Here is an 18,641-nt window from a genome sequence, read left to right as displayed (position 1 = left end):
GATAACAGAGCCAAAAATTATGAGAAAAAATCCTTTTTATTTTAATGAAGCTATGATTAAAGAATGGTGTTTTCCAAACACTTTCCTTAAGGGTGAAAATTACATTGAAAAAGTTACTTTTTTAACCATAGCCACGGATACTTTATATGCTACAGTTCAAGGTAGCTCACCCGAGCCTTACCAAGTAAAAGTTTCTCTAAAAAATCAAGATTGGCAAAAAGGCTACTGCTCCTGCCCGTGTGATTTTTATCCTTGCAAGCACCTTGTAGCAGTCTTACTTAAAATGGCTCGTCAAGGTATTGAATCCTTGGAACCTCCTTTAGAAGAGATACTAAGAACCTTAGATCTGAGCACGCTTAGATCATTATTATTAAGGCTGATCGAGCAACATCCTTATCTGGTGAAGGATATTCGAATCTTTCTTATCCGCCCTGTAGCAACCGGGGAACCAACATCTCTTCTGGATACTCAAGTCATTGTTAGTGAAATGGAAGATATCCTTTATCAGGATTATGATTTTTGGGACGATGAAGGAGAGGGTTTAAGCCAGATAGCTTTAAGAATTGAAGAACTAATGGAACAAGTTATTCCTTTCTTAAAAGCTGAAGATGGGGTTAATGCTTTTGCTATTCTAAAGGCGATCACTAAGCCGTTAATAGAAAGAAAAGAAACCTTTACCGACTTTGGCGGAGATGACCTTTACGAGGAACTTTTAGATGCTTTAGCGTCGCTTTGGATAGAAGCCATTCTTATCAGTCATTTTTCTTCGCAAGAAAAAGCAGTCTGGATTGAAATTTTTTATGATTGGAACGAAGAATCGGATGGCGCTTTTGATGCTGCTCTTGAATTGATGAAGGTTGGCTGGGACTATCCCTTACTGAAAGCAGCTCTTACTAATCAAGCAGTTTTTGCTACTGAGCTAGATGAAGAGGTCAGCAAAAAAATTGCCAGCGTTGCTTTTCATGTTTTAAAACGACGAAAAAAGCTTGATACCTGTCTACTTTTAGCTCATCTAGCGCGCATGGACGAAGAATATGCGAAATTACTCATTGAGCTTAAAAGATATGTTGAAGCAGAAAATTTCATTAGTAGCCATATTCGAGACCCTAATCTACTTTTAGAGCTTTCTCAGCAATTTTATGGATGTAAAGAGCTCCAATTGGCTTTAAAAACAGCTCTTTGCTATAAAAGACCCCATGAAGAAGGTTGGCTAGCAAGAAATTTATTAAGATGGACAAGAGATCTAGCTTTTGAAGCAGGTCAAATCCAGATAGGTATAAGAGCTGGAGTAGATTTGCTTACTATGGCCTCTTCTTTGGAAGACTATAAAGCTTTACAAAAGGGGGCGCAAAGCCAATGGGATATCATCAAACCAGGCATTTTAAAATTTGTTCAAATTGACAGGCCCTACCATTATGAGGAGTCAATTAAAATTCTTTTATATGAGAAAATGATTGATGAAGCTATTAAGATTGCAGAAAAATTTAGGACTATGCCGGAGTTTCTTATTGAGGAAGCTTTAACTCAGCGGCCTGAATGGGCTTTAAAAAACTGTCAAAAACTTGCCACAGAGGCCATTCAGCAAGGGGCATCTTATTATGACCGAGCAGCAGAGTGGTTGGATAAAGCTTATCTTGCTGCTATACAAGCACAATCTATCGCTCAATGGACTAAAAATATCCGGCAGCTTCTTGAGGAACACCATCGTAAACGCAATTTGGTTCCCAAGTTAAAAGAACTCCTTACCAAACATAACATTGACCTATAACTTCCATACCTTAGGAGAGAGAATCTCTTAAATAAGTATAGACGCAAAAGGCTTAAGCTCTATTCTTAAAGCACGCTTAACGAGATTTAAGTAAGCCATATCTATTTTTCTAAGTCGATAAGAGTTTTTGGAAAGGAACTGCCTCCCCCAGATTGCTAAATATTCTTCTCAATTTTGAGGAGAATTTTTAGGCTCCATCGTGTTTTTAAGCATCTTTCCCTATTGCAACAAGGCCCCCCTTTGTTACAAAATCTATTAAATGTCCTCAGAATTTGATAGAGAAACCTCAATCTGCTGCTATGGATAAATCTTATCAATCCTAGGCATGGCAGAAGCGGCAATGCGGATAAAATTTTAAACAACGCGCCTTATGGAAAGTAATCTCATTAGTCGACAGTAATTGATAGGTGCTCAGGATGATAAAGTCATTTTTCTGCTCGAAGTAAAAACAATATGCTTTTCATCTACTCTTTATGCACTCACGTACTTTATAAAGCTCCTTTTGTTAAGCATAAGCGGATCTTTCAGAAGGTTGGGTATGCAGACTAAGTTTTTTTAAAGCGTATAAACAGTTACCTTTGCACTCTATAGAAAGCGACTTAGATCTATTCTTGATTGAGTTTAAACGTGAAGTTGGCCATACGTGCTTTAAGCTTATAGTAACTTTTTTAACCTAGCTCTATCGTGATCTTTAGCTCTTCCTTTTCAAATCCTTAACTCTTCTCTATCATACTGAAGTGCTGCGTCTCTTTGCTTAACGGCAGCAAGCACTACTTCTTCATCTTCTTTTAACTCCTGGCTGGCGAACTGAAGTGCCCTATCATTTTGCTTAACGGCAGCAAGCACCACTTCTTTATCTTTGTTTAGCATCTGGCTTGCGTAATAAAAGGCTAAGCCATTTTGCTTAACGGCAGCAAGTACCACTTCTTTATCATTCTTTAATGCCAGGCTGGTGTACTGAAGTGCACAGCCATTTTGCTTAACGGCAGCGAGCACCACTTCTTTATCTTCTTTTAACTCCTGGCTTGCAAACTTAAGTGCCAAGCCATCTTGCTTAACTGCAGCAAGCACAATTTCTTTATCTTCCTTTAGCTCCTGGCTGGCGTACTCAAGTGCCCAGCCATTTTGCTCAACGGCAACAAGCATTACTTCTTTATCTTCTTTTAATGCCTGGCTGGCGTACTCAAGTGCCCAGCCATTTTGCTTAACAGCAGCAAGTACAAATTCTTTATCTCTTTTCAATACCTGGCTTGCGTACTTAAGTACCCAGCCATCTTGCTTGAGGGCAGCAAGCACCACTTCTTTATCTTCTTTGCTTACATACCCAAGTGATCGGCCCTCTTGCTGCACAGCAGCAAGCACAATTTCTCTATCTTTTTTTAATTTCTTGCCTGCATGCCGAAGTGCCAGGCCATTTTGCTTAACAGCAGCAAGTACCACCTCTTTATCTTTCTTTAAACCCTGGCTGGCGTACTGAAGTGCGCAGCCATTTTGCTTAATAGCAGCAAGCACCACTTCTTTATCTTCTTTTAATTCCTGGCTGGCGTACTCAAGTGCCAAGCCATTTTGCTTAATAGCAGCAAGCACCACTTCTTTATCTTCTTTTAACTTCTGGCTTGCAAACTTAAGTGCCATGCCATCTTGCTTAACGGCAGCAAGGACTACTTCATTATCTTTTTTTAAATCCTGGCTTGCGTACTCAAGTACCGAGCCATCTTGCTCAATAGCCGCAAACACCACTTCTTTATCTTCTTTTAACTTCTGGCTTGCGAACTTAAGTGCCCAACCTTTTTGTTGAACGGCAATAAGTACAAAACTTCTCTCATTTTTAAGCTCTTCAGGCGCATACTCAAAGGTCGAGCCATTTTGCTGGACGGCAGCAAGCACCACTTCTCTATTTTCTTTTAATTTTTGGCTGGCATAATAAGATGCAAAGCCATGTTGCTTAACGGCAGCAAGCACTACTTCTTTATCTTCTTTTAATGCCTGGCTGGCGTACTCAAGTGCCAAGCCATGTTGCTTAACGGCAGCAAGCACCACTTCCTTATCTTTTTTTAATTCCTGGCTGGCGTACTGAAGTGCCCAGCCATCTCGCTTAACGGCAGCAAGCACCACTTCTTTATCTTTTTTTAACTCCTGGCTTGCCTCCCGAAGTAGCCAGCCATTTTGCTCAACAGCAGCAAGCACCACTTCTTTATCTTTTTTTAATTCCTGGCTGGCGTACTGAAGTGCCGAGCCATTCTGCTTAACGGCAGCAAATACTACTTCTCTATCTTCTTTTAATTCTTGGCTGGCGTACTGAAGTGCCCGGCCATCTTGCTTAACGGCAGCAAGCACAAAACTTCTCTCATTTTTAAGTTTCTCATGCGCATACTCAAAGGACGTGCCATTTTGCTGAACAGCAGCAAGCACGACATCTTCATCTTCTTTTAATGCCTGGTTGGCGTATGCAAGTGCCTTACCATTTTGCTGAACGGCAGCAAGCACCACTTTTTTATCTTTTTTTTGAACTTCACTTGCATACTGAAGTTTCAAGCCATCTCGTCTAACGGCAGCAAGCAGACATCTCTTTTCTTTATTTAATTCTATTTCTGATAGCCACTCCCCCACATGTCGCGGCTCCTTCTGAACGGCAACAGCTTCCTTACTTTTCCTGCTTTTTAGCTTAAGCTCAGCAGGCTCAGGGGTCCAAACGTTTTGCTGGACAGCGGTAAGCATAGCGGCTGTATTACTGGAAGGGAAGCTAAGCTGTGGAGATGCAGGATGCACCGCTGGGGGGGAGCTAGGGTAGCATTTTTGATGAGTAAAGTCCCAAATGCCTACAACTATATTTCCTAGAATAGGAATTAGCAAGATGATACACCGTTTAAAGCTTTTCTGACTAAGATGTCGATAATAGGAGCTTTTATTTATATTTTCTTTTTGTTTAGAGCGTAAAATGACCTGTTTTTGAAAAATATCAAATAGGTTAGTTACTGTACTGACGATGGGTATGTAATCAGCCACCTTATCTATATAACTGCAAGCCTGAGATAACTTATTTATTTCCACTGAATATCCCTCAATAACGAGCTTAAATTAAAAACAACTAAACACAATCATGTTATTAAATTTAAAAGAAAGCAACAAGTTAATTAAATACAACCTATTAAATAAAGCAGCTACTTCTTTCCTTAAAACGATCACTTTTACATAAGTAGGCAGATCTCTTTTTTATTTTTGCTTGGTAAGCTTGCAAGATGCTATGGAAAGAGCCAAAGGGAAAAAATTAAAGGCTATAAAAAAAGAAGCTGTGGCGCGGATGTGCAAGCAAGCTTTTGATCAAGAAGGTTGCTTAACCCATGCATAATTAGCTATTTTTTTAAAAATATCGCCACAAAGTGTAGGCAAATATATCAAGGAGTAGGAATTAGAAAACCGCGAGGTTCTTCCAAGAAGAGGATCTATCCATGATATAGGCCCTACTTTAACTCACAAAACAAATGATCATTAAAAAGCTCTTTATCGAGCAAAAAACTGTTCAGCAAGTGAGTAGAGAAACAAAGCCCTTTTTACCGGCGATACAAAGGTATATATCCACTTTCAAGCAAATATTGCTATGCAAACAAAAAGGTATGTCTACAGAAGAAGCAGCTTTTTCGGTGGGTAGGACTTCTCACTTAGTCAATGAATATAAAAAGATTATTGAACAATATAAGCGGAAAACAATAAATGAAGGTGTTGATAAAAAATATTAATCAGAAAAAAGATTGAGTTAAATGCCAGTTAATGACAAATGTTCTTATTTAAAATTTTTTAAAAACAGGGGTCTGTTTTTACCGTTATATAATTTGTCCTAAACAGTACTTGACCTGACAAACATAAGTTACCTGGCAGGTACTATTTCTGTCAGTTAATTCATGTTTGTCAGCTTAGATACTATTTAGGACAGGACTGATACGTTTAAAAAACTTATCTACATAACCCTCCCGCTGAAAGATGTCTCTCTAATTAATGAGAAGGATTTTATGAAGGACAGGGTTATATAAGAAGTAGCTCAAAAGCGTATAATCCACTGAACCAAAAACTTAAACTAAAAAGACGCCAAGCGATGAAATTCCTCCCTGTGGTCCACCTAAGGACTGTTTATTAATAGCGTCCTTTCTTATTATTAATTCTCTTCTATAGCTGTTCAAGCTTTTATAATTTTTTACCCTTAGGAAACGTAAAAAACTTAAGAGGCCGTTAGCTTTTTGCTTCTCTAGCCGTTAATGTTTTCCTATAAAGGGCTGATAAAGAGATCATTATAGAAAAGACTACAGAGCCCTCTGTATCCTTTTCTAAACTTTAGATCATCTTCTTTAAATCCTTGTAAATTTCAGGTAAGGTATCTTTGATAGAATGCTTACGATGAGCTATGTTCTTACTAGGAGGAAGAATTTTCTCTACTGTGCCTACATAAGCTATATTTTGCTTCACATACCCTCCGCCACTATAATAATAATAGTATTCTTCCCAATAGTGGTTATCCATATAGTACAAAAGGGCTTGAATATTTCCCTTATCTCCTGCATAAAGGTTGATAAGTGAATCAACCATTCCTTTTCTATCTTCCCAGAAAATTTTTACCGCATTTTGTAAGCTAGAGGAATCCTTACTATTTACGCCCCAATTCTTTTGTCCATCCCAATATTTACTCTGCTCATTAAAATTATCGGTCCATAATTTATCAAAGATAGCAGGAAGAGGCCATCCACCGTGAGATTTTGCCTGCGTTACTTTGGCACCCGCTTTTAATAAAAGAAAAATCTTTTCAAAAGTCTCCTGCTTTATTCGGCACCAATTTTGATGAAATATTAAGTCTAGCGCCGTGGAGCCATACTCATTTGGATGATCAACAGGCCAATATTGATAACTGATGAGCTCGCGAAGAATTTCAGGTCCTGCAGAATGCGTAGCAAAGTGAATAGGAGTATCTCCCTCTTCGTTAAGAGGTGCCAAGATTTTTCTCTCATATAGTTTGTAAAGCTGGGAAGGTTGTTTTAAGATAAAACTTTTCCATATTGCTTGTATAGTCGCCGGTTTCTGTACGATTGCTCCCTGTTCAACCAAATGAAGAATAGTGTTGCATAGCTTAGAAGTAGCTTCTCCTTTAACTAAGATATCTATTGCTGCTAATTGGTTAGCATTTATTACATTAATATTACTTATTTTCCGAGAGGACAAACACTTCATTACCTCTAAAGCTCGACGCTCAGCAGCCTTATGAAAGATTGTATTTTTTGAAGCATCCATCCTATTCAAGTCCACCCATTTTTGCTCATGGATAACTCGCAAGCAATCGTCATTGTAACAAGCAAATTTTAATAATTGATCAGTTTCCTCAGCTGTAAAGGTGATAGGGACCTTGCTCTTCGATAAAAGCCATTGAAGGGTGTCACAACCACCCGATCCAAAACAATGCCAAATCACCTGGTTGGGCATCTTGTGGAATAAGTCAAGGAGATAGGCTTCATCTTTTAAATTTTTAGCTTTATTCCAGATTAGTTCAAGCTGCCCTGATGAAAGACCTTGTGCTTCTGCTTGCAGAAGCACTTGAATACAAGAAATAAGTTCATCTATATCACAATCTTTTCCCTGTACCAGCTGTAAGGGGGTCAGGCCGCTTTTATTAAGAGCGTTGACATCCATTTTTTGTTGGATAAAGTACTTTAAAATCTCAACATTAAGAGCTTTGGCAGCCAGATGCAAGCCACCATTATCTTCTTCATCCTTTAAGGTAAGATCCAATCCTTCCTTTATTAAAGCTTGGACGGCATCTACTGAGCGACTACAGGCAACACTCCATACTTCTTGTAATTGTAAAGGTGAAAGAGTGGTAAGTGTACGAGGAGAACTCTTTAATAAAGTGGTTAGCATTGAAGAAGATTGATAGCGCACGGCATACATAATTTTTTGAGGAATAGTGAGCAGGGAAGAAGCGTCTTTAATTGCTTCTTCAATCCCCAGATCTTGGAACTCAGCTTCTTTTAATCGCAGGCTAGCATCCCCTATCTTTTCTAACCAGTGCTTAATGAAAAAGTTTCCCTCCTTGCCTAACTTAGGGAGGCTACCAGGTAAAGGAACAACCCCGTATCGATTATTTAAAAGCGCTTCCGCCACTGAAAAAAGCTGATGATCAATAGCGATGAGGAAACATTCTTGGTCAGGTTGTGCTCCTATTAAAACTAGATGGCTTACAAAATCCTGGTCTTTTAATTTTAAAGCTTCCTTAAGCAGTTGATTAATCCCTTCTTTCTCTATGTGGGCAACAGAATCCATCTTTAAAAGTTCTTCCCTTTTAATCTTATAAAGATCCTCGGAAGAAATTTTTGAAAACTCCTCTTTATCTTTGCCGGCATTTTTTCTAAAGAATCTTCTTAAATCATAGTTTTTACCTTTTAAAACAACTTTAGGCAGCGAACCTGTTTTAGAGGCTAAACGTATAAAGCTTCCATTATCTAAAAAAAATTTAAGGGTCTCTTCTGCAGCTGCGGATAAACCATCTTCTTTAGCCAGCTCCTCGCATAGTTTATATAAAGGTGTCTCTCCCCTACTATCATATGTCTGCAAAACTTTCTGTAGCTTTCCCTTCTCTGCATATTTTTGGCTGATGCGTTGGATTAGCTCATAATCACACCATTTAGCAGCAGCATGGAGCATAAAAGTTTCTTTCTTAAATTTAGCTTTTTCTAATCCCAGCTCGATTAAAACACGAAGCAGGGATGAATCTTTATAGCCGAGAGCTATTTTTAAAAGATTAGGAGTGGACCCGGCGTATTTAAATTCATGATCAAGCGATATAGCAGCTTTTATGCCTTCAATGTCATTCATTTCTATCACAGTTTGAATACGTGTCATCATCGAAGGAAGGCTATTAAATAGACATCCCCAGCGATCTGTGTCTGGATGATCCCATAATTTTTGTAAGTTTGGTTGCTCTATTAAATGCCGTTTAAAAGAGTTATGTTGCCATTTTTTTTCATAGGCAATAAAAAGCCCGGCAATGTCCTCTCTACCTATATTAATCGCTATTGTTAAAGGATCATGCGTTTCCGTAGGATCAAACTTCCAGGTGCGAATAGCATGCACAAGCAAAGTCATAACTCCTAAACGATTAGCTTTTTCTGCTAAAATGGCTAAAGGAGTTCTTCCCATAGCATTTTTTTTATTTATTCCCGGTGACCCACGGCAATGCGCAAGCATGCTACGCAAGATGTCTAGATCTCCATTGTGGCAAGCTAGGTGAATAATGGACTCATTGTCTATATTGACGGGAGGACTAGACAAAACCCAATTCGTCATCTTTTTTAGGAAGAATAAAGTGGCTTCTTTTTGATTGGATCGGCAGGCATAAAATAAATGCGAATCGCCAAAACGATAATCAGCATGAGGCTTGTAAGCCCATTTTTTGTCTTTTTTAATATTAAGCTTTACGTGAGACTGGCTAAATTCTTTTCCCTCAGGGGTCACATAAAAAGGTTTTGATTGAAGAGGAGCTTCCATGTATAGATCCTTAAATGGTAAATTTTTCTCTTGAGTTCACCTTATACAAAAACTTATTTTTTAAGAAAATTATTTATTTTTTAAGGTAAACTTTCTTGCTTTACCTAGAGATTTTTGTAGATCTTTACCATTACTCACCTTCTACAATTCCTTGAGGCAATGAAGATAGTGAGCTTAAGCTACCTTCAGCGGCCATGCGTACAATTCTTGGCTGGAATTTTCCTATCACCTCAACTAAGTCTTTCTGTTCTTCCATGACTGCCTCGATAGGTTTATAAGCTTGAGGTGATTCGTCTAATCCCCCACCTATTAAATTTATGCCCTGCTTTAATAAAGAATTGAGATGTTGCTCTAAAGAAATCGTCTTTTTTGCTTTAGTGCGCGCCATTTGCCGGCCACTGCCATGTGAAGCCGAGTTTAATGAATCTGGATTGCCCTTACCTACAACCACATAGCCAGCATCAGCCATCGTTCCTGGAATAATCCCTAACACACCTTTTCCACTAGGTGTTGAACCTTTGCGATGGACGATAGCCTCTTTTTCCTTTCCCTGCACATGAATCTTTTCCCGCCAAGCGAAATTATGGTGATTTTCTACTGTGGCAATGGGAGTTATTCCTGCTGCCTCTGCTATTCTTTGGTGAATAACATGGTGATTGGCAGAAGCAAATTGGCCTGCCAGCTGCATCGCTTCCCAATACTCCCTACCTAGATCATGATCTAAACGTAACCAAGCTAAATGCTTAACAGAATGGTCCAATTCTTTCAGCTGGGTCATGGCCATTTTAGTATAATAATCAGCTATTTTAAAACCCACTCCTCTTGAGCCGCTGTGTGAGAGCAATGCCAGGTAAGATCCCGCCGCAAGCTTAAAAGGATTTTCTGCCTCAAAAATTTTTAGCTCACCCCATTCTACGAAATGATTTCCTCCCCCGCTCGTACCAATTTGGTAAATAGCCGTTTGCCTTAAAGAACGTGTCAATGAGGTAAGTTCCCACTGGGATTTTTCTAATATTGGGTGATCGATTTTACCTTTGTGAATGCCGGCAGCGCCTGCGCCAAATACAGTATTATCTAATAAAGCCGAATAAAGATGTTTATATTCCACGCTTGTAGGATTTTCTAAAACGTGCGCCGGGAGAGGGTAAATGGTCAATTTCATCCTACAAGCAATATCTACCCCTACGGCATAGGGAATAACAGAATTTTCTGTAGCCAAAACTCCCCCGATAGGAAGACCATACCCTAGATGCGCATCAGGCATTAAAGCCCCTGCTAGCGCTACAGGTAGACGAGCAGCTCTATCCATCTGCGCTATTGTCTCTGCCTCAATATAATTCTCCCCCCAAACTTTATAAGGAACCGGTAAAGGGTGCAAAAGCAAGCTTCTTCTTATAGAGCCAAATTTATTTTCAATCGTTTGTAAGAAGGCAAGAGCTTTTTGTGGGCTTTCTTTCTTGTATAAAGTCCACGCCTTATCTTTTTCGGGCGAAGTAAATATCTTTTGATTAAGTAATGCTTGGAATTCTCTTGGATTCATAGGCCAACTTTTTATGATTAAAGCGTTTAAAGAGAGGGACATTTAATAAATTAGCAAGCAACTTCAAAGTCTTTCATGCCTCTTAAAAAAATTGGTAAATTGCTTTTCCTCACACTGGAGAGAAAAAATTGATCACCAGCTTAGAGATAAAAATAAAAAAATCTACCCTTTAGGATCTTTAAAACTAAGAAAAAATCCTTTAAAGATAAAAAGGCATTTTCTAAAAAACATGCAAGTTGTTTATTTAAAATTGTTTATTCTTTATAAAGAAATAAAAAGCAATCATACATGTAAAGGCATGATAAAACTTACTCTTTTCTAGTCTAACTTGTAAAAAATTTTATCCAAATCTAAAACCAAGCATATGAACAACTAAGTAGATAACAGAAGAGCAGCTTGCCATTTGACCAAAAGTAATTGAGAAAAATCCTTGTTCCTTTAAGGAAGGTGAAAGGATAGTGAGTCATTTTGTAGAAGCAAAATAAAGCTCTATTCTCTAACATTCATCCAATTGGCCCTTATCTAAAGCATAAAAAAAACCTAGCTTAATTTTTATCATCTCTTTATTTTGCTTACACAAAAGAAACGCTAAGAAGTTAAATTTTTTGGTTTCACCTTTGATAAAACAAATGGTCTTGTTCGTTTTAAAGGTTTTACGTAATCTAAGGTTTTACGTAGCCTATTGCTTGTAAGGAGCTCATCACAAAATTAAAGGTCATCATTTATTTTTAATCTTTATTTTTGGCATTATTTTTGGTACATAAAATATCAGAGATGATTTAAAAAGGTAGGGATCCATATGGTCGATCTCAAACAATTCTGTAGCCAGCTTTCAAAAGATCTAGGTCTTGATGAAGATTTACTTCAAGAAGAAGCACCAGGAATTTTTAGTCTGCCTATTGAGGAAGAAGTTTCTATCAAGCTAGGGACGCTAGCTGAAGGCTTTTCTTTACAATGCATTTTATGCGATTGCCCCAAAGAAAATCCTGAAGCCTTTTTGGCTGAAATAATGGATGCAAACTTGTTCGGACAGACCACTAGGAATTGTGTATTAGGCCTAACAGAGGATGGAAATCGATTGACGCTATCGCGTATGATCGATTATAATCTTGATTATAAGAGCTTTAATGAATTTCTTCAAGATTTCTACAATGTAGCTCTATTCTGGCGCGAACAAGCGCTTCATCATTTAAAATAATTCTCAATACGAAGATAAGATATAACAACGGTTAACATATGGTCGCCAAATTAGTTGCAGAAGAGGGTGTTCAAAAAGGTCTTGTACTTTCCTTAGATGAAGGAAACGAATGGGTAATAGGCCGTGATCCAGACGCTTGCCAGCTGCTTATTGAAGATCCCTCTGCTTCACGTAAACATCTACTCTGTCGCCAAACTCCCGAGGGTATTGTAATTGAAGCTTTAAGCCTTGCCCACCCGGTGTATGTTAACGAACAGCCTATCCAAGAGTCCTGGCTACTGCACCATGGAGATAGGGTTCAAATAGGAGAAGGGCTTTATCGTTTTTATGCAGAAGATGAGACTCAATGGCTCGATGAAGAAAAAAAGAATCTTCTTAATGGGCAGGAAGAATTAAATGATTCCGTGCAAGGAAACCTTCCTGAAAGTGTAGAGGATGAACAAACTTTGCCTACATTAGATGACGAGCACTCTTCTCAGCTTTTTGCATCTCATCCTTCTCTCAGTGAAGCCAAAGAAGCAGGAGAAAATTTTCCATCCTCTGCCCTAGATCAAGCACAGCCGCTAGGTAAAGAAGATGAGCAGTCAGATAAGGACAATGCATCTTTTGCTTCTACTACCTTTAATGAAGAAGGCTTTTTCACTCCTTTAGAGGAAAATAGAGAGGCAGCTTCTGAAGAGGAAAAAAAATTCACAGAGGAAGATAAGCCCTCTAAAGATCAATCGCCTGAGGGAAAAGATAAAACCCCGTTACCTCTTGCTGAGGATAAGGGTATTTCCCCACAAGAATTGGAGAGTGACGATGAGTTTTTAGAAAGCTCACCGGAACAAGAAAGAGAGCAAGAAACAATGAATGGTTCTTGGGCAGAAAGGCAAGGTGATTTAGAAATATCTACAGATCCCAAGGAAGATGAAAACCAGAGGATGAATGATTCTCATTTCTCACAGTTATCCCAAGAAGCAAGTCCATCTGAGGACCAGCAGAATGATGAAGATATTTCTATTTTTGAAGAGTCGCTAGAAACGGCTAATTATCCTGAAATTCACTTCGATTTAGCTGAAACAGGCCGTTGGCTGATTAAAGTGGTAGGAGGGCCTAATCATGGGGCCGAGTTTACTCTCCAGCCTTCTTGTACTTACCTCATTGGAACTGATCCTAATAGTTGTGACATAGTTTTCCATGATACTAGTGTTTCACGTCAACATGCTAAGATTACTGTAACGGAAGAAGATACGATAAGTTTAGAAGACTTAGGAAGTCGCAATGGAACGTTTGTAGATGGAAAGCCTTTAACAGGTAGAGAATCTATTCCTACCAATACTTTAATTCTTATGGGCACCTCCTCTTTTGTGGTTTACGACCGGGAAGGTGAAATGCAAACAATTATTGCTCCTTTGCTTCCTTCCATAGTTAAAACTCTAAAAGAAGAGCCTCAAGAATTAACTCCCGCCCCTGCCCCTGCGGCTGAAGGTGAAGCACCTGTCGAAGAAGTTCCCACGGCAGCACCTCCTGTAATCGCTCCACCTCCTAACAAGGTATACCCCCATGAAGCTTTAGGAGCTTTTATTTTAATCGCTATCATTACAGGCTTATTTGTTATCATTGGAATTGGTACCGCAACTTTATTTAAGAGTAAACCTGTGGTCTCCCAACAAGTTATTAATCCCGAACGTGACCTTACAGAAGCATTATCAGCTTTTCCACATGTTAAATACTCTTTTAATCGTAATACAGGGCGCCTACTTCTTGTGGGGCACGTTTTATCAGGATCAGATAAAACACAACTTTTATACAACCTACAAGGCTTCCCTTATCTACGTAGCATTGATGACAGTGGGGTGATTATTGATGAAGGGGTTTGGAGAGAAATTAACCAAATACTTTCCCAAAACTCTAATTGGAAAGGTATTTCCATTCATTCGCCTACCCCTGGTCATTTTGTCATCTCTGGCTACCTAAAATCTAGAAAGCAGGCCGAGCAGCTGTGGGATTATATTGCCTCTAATTTTCCCTACCTCGATCTATTAGAAAAACGCGTGATCGTTGAAGAAGATGCCGTTTCTGCGATAAGTGCGCTTTTACAAAACCAAGGTTTTAAAGATATATCCTCTCAAATGAATGAAGGAGAGGTTATTCTTTCAGGCCATCTTCCTGCTGGAAAAATGAATGATTACAATCAGACCCTCATTAAGATTAAAGAAATTCCAGGTGTACGCTCGATTAAAAATTTTGTGGCTGAGTTAGCACCTGAGCAATCGATGATCAATATAACCGATAGATATGAAATTACAGGCGTTTCCCACCAAGGGGATGTGAACACCAATGTGGTAATCAATGGTCGCATACTTACGCGAGGAGATGTTTTGGATGGAATGACGATAATAAGTATTAAGCCTAACGCTGTCTTCTTAGAAAAAGAAGGAGTTAAGTATCGTATTGAGTATAATCGCTAAAGAGAGAAAAAAAAAGTAATACTTCTCTTTCTTGCAATTATTTCCTATTCCATATTATAATAAACTTAAGGGTGCTGAAATCCCTATATTAATGCTAGTAGTGCGTGAATGAGGTAATAAATGTTTGGTCTTGAAAAGCAGAAAAAGAAAAAAGGCGAAGAGTTTACTTTTGAGCTAGAAAAAGAATTAAAAGCTTTTAATAGCCATCAAGATTATAAGAAAAAAGTCGAAGAAAGAATACAGGATATTAGAAGTTTATTAAGAAAAGGTGAAAATAAAGACGAATTTGACAAATTGGGAGTACTTTTACATGGGTACACCTCTTTATTAAAAATTATGTCCCGCCTCTCGCCTAAGTAAACTAAATTAAGCGCTCTGCTGGGCGGCAATTTCTAAAAGCAGAGATAGAGGATTGATTCTCTATCAAATTGAGGCCCAGCTGAACGCTTAACAACATGTATGAAGTGAGAAGTGATTCAGAAAGAAGATGAATGCTCATCTTCAGGAAATGAAATTTCCAGTATGAATCTCTGGCACGCTTATACTCCTAAATTAACAGGAGGATAAAATATGTCTTCAAATAGTAACCAATCATTTCCTTCAGCTCCTACTAGCTATAGCGGAGCTAATCGCCAATCGGGATTTGAGGTACAATCGCTTATTGGTATCATTAACAATGCTGTATCTAGCGCTAAAGCTAAACTACTGCAAATTCAAAATAATAGAAGTTCTATTAGTATTGGAGATATGTTTGAAATGCAAATGCTGATGAATCACCTTTCTCAGTTATCAGAAATGACTACTGATATTGTCAGTGCCTCTAATACGGCGATTTCATCAATGGCACGTAATATTAAATCATAAGCTTAAAAAAAAGACTGGATCAAAGTCTGATAGAAACAGGCATGTTCATAAAGAGCAAAGGCAAGATTACCTTTGATCCAGGCTAAGTCTAAAAGTTAAGTATCTGCAGGTATCATTGAACGATGGAAAAAAAGGATAGCAGGAACATGACGAAAGAAACGATTGAGGATTTCAAAGAAGATTTTTCTCTCTTCATTGAAGCAGGCTTTATAGCAGTGAAACAGCTTGATGAGATCAGTGCTTCACGTATCTTCCAAGCTGCCCAAACCCTCAATCCTGACAGCACAGCCCCTCAAATTGGCTTAGGCTACATCGCTCTTAATAAATTGGAAGTTAAGCAAGCTACAAAAATTTTTGAAGAAGTGGTTCAAAAAGAACCTGAAAATTATTTAGCACAGACTTTTTTGGGCATAAGCTTCCTATTAACAAAGCCTAAACGTAAAAAAGGGGAAAAGCTTATTCAAGAAGCTATGGATAAAAGCAATGACCCTACAGTTAAAAACTTGGGATTCCTTTCGCTGCAATGGGCACAAAAAGATTTAAATGACTTAAAATCACACTTTTTCAATCATGAAAAAGGTGAAGTAAAAAAATAAAAGTAGAGTAGCTTAACAATCTTAATAATTAGTTAACCTAATGAAATTAAGATAGGAAGTTAAATATTATGACAATAGATAAAATAGACGAAATAAAAAAGATAGGCAGTTCGAAGCTTAGTGCAAACGCAGAAGCAGAAGGACTGGTTGATAAGGATCACTTTGAATCTTTGATGCTTCAGCAAGAGCAACAGCAAAAGCAACAAAAAGAAGCCACGACTGTTGAAAAAATTGAGTCGATCAATAGTAAGCCTACCTTAATGGAGCAAGTGGCCGAGCTTAATAAAAAAGTTGATCAAGTTAAAAAAGTACAGCCAGTAGATATTGTAGCCCAAGCTCAAGATGTCATGTCACGCATGTCTCAAATTCAAGACCAGCTAGCTCTCCCTGGACAAGCTATTAAGCCAGCTTACCGTAATCTTTTAAAGAACAAGCTTACCCATATTAATGATAACTTGCGGATAGCTCTTTCTGCTGCCGGAGTAGAAAATGTTCCCCCTGCTCCTCAAGCCATCTCTCCCAATCCGATTGACCGCTTTTTAGGCTTTCTTACCGATGGGCAAGCCCAACTGAAATCGATTACTAAAGAAGTTCAATACATGCATTTAAATAAAAATAATATAAATGCTGCAGCCATGCTAGCCGTACAAATTAAAGTAGGTTTTATCCAACAAGAGCTAGAATTTTTTAGTAGCGTATTAAATAAAGCCCTAGAATCTACCAAAACAATTATGAACGTCCAAGTCTAGTTTCGAGAAAATGCTTGCAAGTTGATTTGAATCATTAATAAAAGCCTACTATTGCCATCACTTTAAGCATATTGAGAAGATTAAGGAGCACTATTAATAATGAGCTTGGATGATAAATTTGATAAACTCTTAGGAAGTATTGATGAGCTAGAGTTGACTACCGTCAATGGACGCATCACAGAAATAGTGGGAATGCTAATCAAAGCTATTGTTCCTAATGTGAAAATTGGAGAAGTTTGCCTTGTCAAACGTGAAGGTGAACCATTACGCACAGAAGTCGTAGGTTTCACCCGTGAAGAAGTTCTTCTTTCTCCGCTAGGAGAAATGAAAGGGATAGGCCCTTCTTCAGAAGTTATCCCCACTCATATGCCTCTTCATATTAAGGTAGGCCCTAATCTCTTAGGACGCGTATTGAACGGGTTAGGAGAACCTCTAGATGTAGAAACCAAAGGGCCTTTAGAAGTAGATGAGATTTATCCAGTCCTTCAAGCTCCTCCCGATCCTGTCAAAAGAAAAAGGATCGAATCCCCTTTATCTGTTGGAGTGCGGGCGATAGACGGAGTTCTGACTACCGGCTTAGGACAAAGGGTAGGAATTTTTGCAGCTGCTGGTGGAGGTAAATCAACCTTACTAGGCATGATTGCTCGTAATGCACGTGCGGATGTAAACGTAATCAGCCTTATTGGCGAGAGGGGACGTGAACTACGCGATTTTATCGAAAAAGATTTGGGACCCGAAGGTTTAGCGCGTTCTGTGTTGGTCGTATCCACTTCTGATCAAGCCTCGCAGCTAAGGCTCAATGCTGCCTATGTAGGAACAGCTATCGCCGAATACTTTAGAGATCAAGGTAAATCGGTAATTTTAATGATGGACTCTGTGACTCGCTTTGCGCGTGCCTTGCGTGAGGTTGGTTTAGCTGCTGGAGAACCACCTGCCCGTGCAGGTTACACTCCCTCTGTTTTTTCCACACTGCCTAAGCTGTTAGAACGTGCTGGCAACTCAGATAAAGGCTCTATTACCGCCTTCTATACTATTTTGGTAGCAGGTGATGATATGAATGAACCCGTAGCCGATGAGGTGCGCTCTATTTTAGATGGTCACTTAATTTTATCTGCCGATCTGGCGCGTCAATATCACTATCCTGCTATCGATGTACTTTCTTCTGCCAGCCGGGTTATCATGTCGATTGTTCCTAAAGATCATTTACAATTGGTGGGTAAATTAAAAGAAGTATTAGCTAACTATAAAAAAAATGAGCTTTTAATTAAAATTGGTGAATATAAACGAGGAGCCGATAAAGCAGGTGACTTTGCCATCGATTATATTGATAAAGTTAATAGGTTTTTAAAGCAAGGCGTGGAAGAAAAATGCTCTTTTGAAGAGACCTATCAATTGCTAAAAAATCTTTTCAAATGATAAGAACTATGAGCTCTCATGAATAATATAATATATCCTTTGAAACAGGTTTTAGATATCAAACGGCGACGTGTAGAAGATGCTGAAAAAATTTTAAAAGAGAAAAAAGAGTTATTAGCAAAGGAAGAAGAAAAGTTAAAAAATGTAGAAGCTGTAAGAAACAAGGTTTTGGCCCATCAACAAGACAAATTGCAGCAATTACGTGTTGAAAGTAGCCACCTTACAACCAGCCCCAAAGTCCAGCAAATGAAAATTTATCTAAAAGTAGTGGCAGAAAAACTACAGATAGAAGAAAAAAAAGTTAAGGATCAAAAAGATCAAGTTAAAATGGCTCAAAATAAAGTAGAAGAAGCTAAACAAGAATTGGATCGAAAGCGTTTAGAAGTGGATAAGCTCAAAACTCATCAAGAAGACTGGACAAAAGAAAGAGCTAAAGAATTAGAAATTATAGAAGCACGCGAGCAAGATGAGTTAGGAAGCACGATGTTCTTGGGCAGAATGCAATCCGCAAAAGCTTCAAAATGATAAAAATT

The 18,641-nt window shown here is 38.5% G+C and carries 13 protein-coding genes and 1 pseudogene; 11 read left to right on the top strand and 3 right to left on the bottom strand.

All coding sequences use genetic code 11. The features are described 5' to 3' along the window. The first annotated feature begins 19 nt into the window (after positions 1 to 19). Positions 20 to 1,768, top strand: coding sequence for an SWIM zinc finger family protein (locus NEOC95_RS04590; RefSeq protein ID WP_213151857.1), 1,749 nt, complete (start codon positions 20 to 22; stop codon positions 1,766 to 1,768). 705 nt (positions 1,769 to 2,473) lie between these two features. On the opposite strand, the gene NEOC95_RS04585 is transcribed toward NEOC95_RS04590, so the two are convergent. Beyond that, positions 2,474 to 4,819 (bottom strand): DUF4116 domain-containing protein, encoded by a 2,346-nt coding sequence (locus NEOC95_RS04585; RefSeq protein ID WP_213151855.1) that lies wholly within the window; start codon positions 4,817 to 4,819, stop codon positions 2,474 to 2,476. 391 nt (positions 4,820 to 5,210) lie between these two features. On the opposite strand from NEOC95_RS04585, the pseudogene NEOC95_RS09600 reads away from it, so the two are divergent. Then, positions 5,211 to 5,261, top strand: a pseudogene (locus tag NEOC95_RS09600) (hypothetical protein); the annotation flags it as partial. Next, positions 5,251 to 5,505: a DUF1670 domain-containing protein gene (locus tag NEOC95_RS04575; protein WP_213151854.1), complete on the top strand. Its 255-nt coding sequence runs from the start codon at positions 5,251 to 5,253 to the stop codon at positions 5,503 to 5,505. The pseudogene NEOC95_RS09600 and the gene NEOC95_RS04575, both read left to right, overlap by 11 nt. A gap of 589 nt (positions 5,506 to 6,094) precedes the next feature. Here NEOC95_RS04575 and NEOC95_RS04570 read toward each other — a convergent pair. Together NEOC95_RS04570 and NEOC95_RS04565 are read right to left on the bottom strand one after the other, a co-directional pair. After that, a complete protein-coding gene (locus NEOC95_RS04570; protein ID WP_213151853.1) occupies positions 6,095 to 9,292 on the bottom strand; it encodes an ankyrin repeat domain-containing protein in 3,198 nt (1,065 codons plus the stop codon). Between the two features lie 130 nt (positions 9,293 to 9,422). Then, positions 9,423 to 10,832, bottom strand: coding sequence for an RtcB family protein (locus NEOC95_RS04565; RefSeq protein ID WP_213151852.1), 1,410 nt, complete (start codon positions 10,830 to 10,832; stop codon positions 9,423 to 9,425). A 799-nt stretch (positions 10,833 to 11,631) separates the two neighbouring features. On the opposite strand from NEOC95_RS04565, the gene NEOC95_RS04560 reads away from it, so the two are divergent. From NEOC95_RS04560 to NEOC95_RS04525, 8 genes are all read left to right on the top strand, one after another. Next, complete coding sequence (locus NEOC95_RS04560) at positions 11,632 to 12,030, top strand: type III secretion system chaperone (RefSeq protein WP_166156763.1); 399 nt, start codon at positions 11,632 to 11,634, stop codon at positions 12,028 to 12,030. A gap of 38 nt (positions 12,031 to 12,068) precedes the next feature. Further along, positions 12,069 to 14,483: a type III secretion system inner membrane ring subunit SctD gene (gene sctD / locus NEOC95_RS04555; RefSeq protein ID WP_213151851.1), complete on the top strand. Its 2,415-nt coding sequence runs from the start codon at positions 12,069 to 12,071 to the stop codon at positions 14,481 to 14,483. Between the two features lie 120 nt (positions 14,484 to 14,603). After that, entirely contained in the window at positions 14,604 to 14,843 is a 240-nt protein-coding gene (locus tag NEOC95_RS04550; protein WP_213151850.1) for a DUF5398 family protein, read from the top strand. A gap of 210 nt (positions 14,844 to 15,053) precedes the next feature. Continuing rightward, positions 15,054 to 15,347 carry a DUF5407 family protein gene (locus NEOC95_RS04545; RefSeq protein ID WP_039386809.1) on the top strand — a complete coding sequence of 98 codons (294 nt, stop codon included), beginning with the start codon at positions 15,054 to 15,056 and terminating at the stop codon, positions 15,345 to 15,347. 146 nt (positions 15,348 to 15,493) lie between these two features. Beyond that, a complete protein-coding gene (locus NEOC95_RS04540) occupies positions 15,494 to 15,943 on the top strand; it encodes a CdsG family type III secretion system protein (protein WP_166156774.1) in 450 nt (149 codons plus the stop codon). A 68-nt stretch (positions 15,944 to 16,011) separates the two neighbouring features. Beyond that, a complete protein-coding gene (locus tag NEOC95_RS04535; RefSeq protein ID WP_166156777.1) occupies positions 16,012 to 16,692 on the top strand; it encodes a hypothetical protein in 681 nt (226 codons plus the stop codon). 96 nt (positions 16,693 to 16,788) lie between these two features. Further along, the gene (gene fliI, locus NEOC95_RS04530; protein WP_502710273.1) at positions 16,789 to 18,108 is read left to right on the top strand and encodes a flagellar protein export ATPase FliI; all 1,320 of its coding nucleotides are present in this window, start codon (positions 16,789 to 16,791) and stop codon (positions 18,106 to 18,108) included. A gap of 18 nt (positions 18,109 to 18,126) precedes the next feature. Further along, on the top strand, positions 18,127 to 18,633 hold the full coding sequence (locus tag NEOC95_RS04525; RefSeq protein WP_166156783.1) for a type III secretion T3S chaperone: 507 nt from the start codon (positions 18,127 to 18,129) through the stop codon (positions 18,631 to 18,633). Positions 18,634 to 18,641 lie beyond the last annotated feature (8 nt).

The organism is Neochlamydia sp. AcF95 (assembly GCF_018342455.1).
Classification (GTDB): domain Bacteria; phylum Chlamydiota; class Chlamydiia; order Chlamydiales; family Parachlamydiaceae; genus Neochlamydia.
Note: the sequence above shows the minus strand (reverse complement) of the source record. Positions and strands in the feature narration are given on the sequence as shown.